Genomic DNA, 245 nt, shown 5'->3' with positions numbered 1-245 from the left:
ATGGCGGCTTCGTCCGCGATCATGCCGGCGATGGTCTCAGCAGAGGTATCACCCGGGATGGCGATCATGTCCAAGCCCACCGAGCAGATCGAGGTCATGGCCTCCAGCTTGTCGATGGAGATGGCACCGGTGCGCACCGCATCGATCATGCCCTTGTCCTCGGAAACCGGGATGAAGGAACCCGACAGCCCACCCACGCGGGAGCAGGCCATCATGCCGCCCTTCTTGACGGCGTCGTTAAGCAG

1 protein-coding gene is annotated in these 245 nt (G+C 62.9%); it reads right to left on the bottom strand.

The features are described from left to right. A partial coding sequence (locus HMPREF2526_RS10225; protein WP_118783625.1) for a DUF711 family protein occupies window positions 1–245 on the bottom strand: 245 nt, incomplete at both ends.

The sequence above is a fragment of the Corynebacterium sp. HMSC070E08 genome (assembly GCF_001808895.1).
Classification (GTDB): domain Bacteria; phylum Actinomycetota; class Actinomycetes; order Mycobacteriales; family Mycobacteriaceae; genus Corynebacterium; species Corynebacterium hiratae.
Note: the sequence above shows the minus strand (reverse complement) of the source record. Positions and strands in the feature narration are given on the sequence as shown.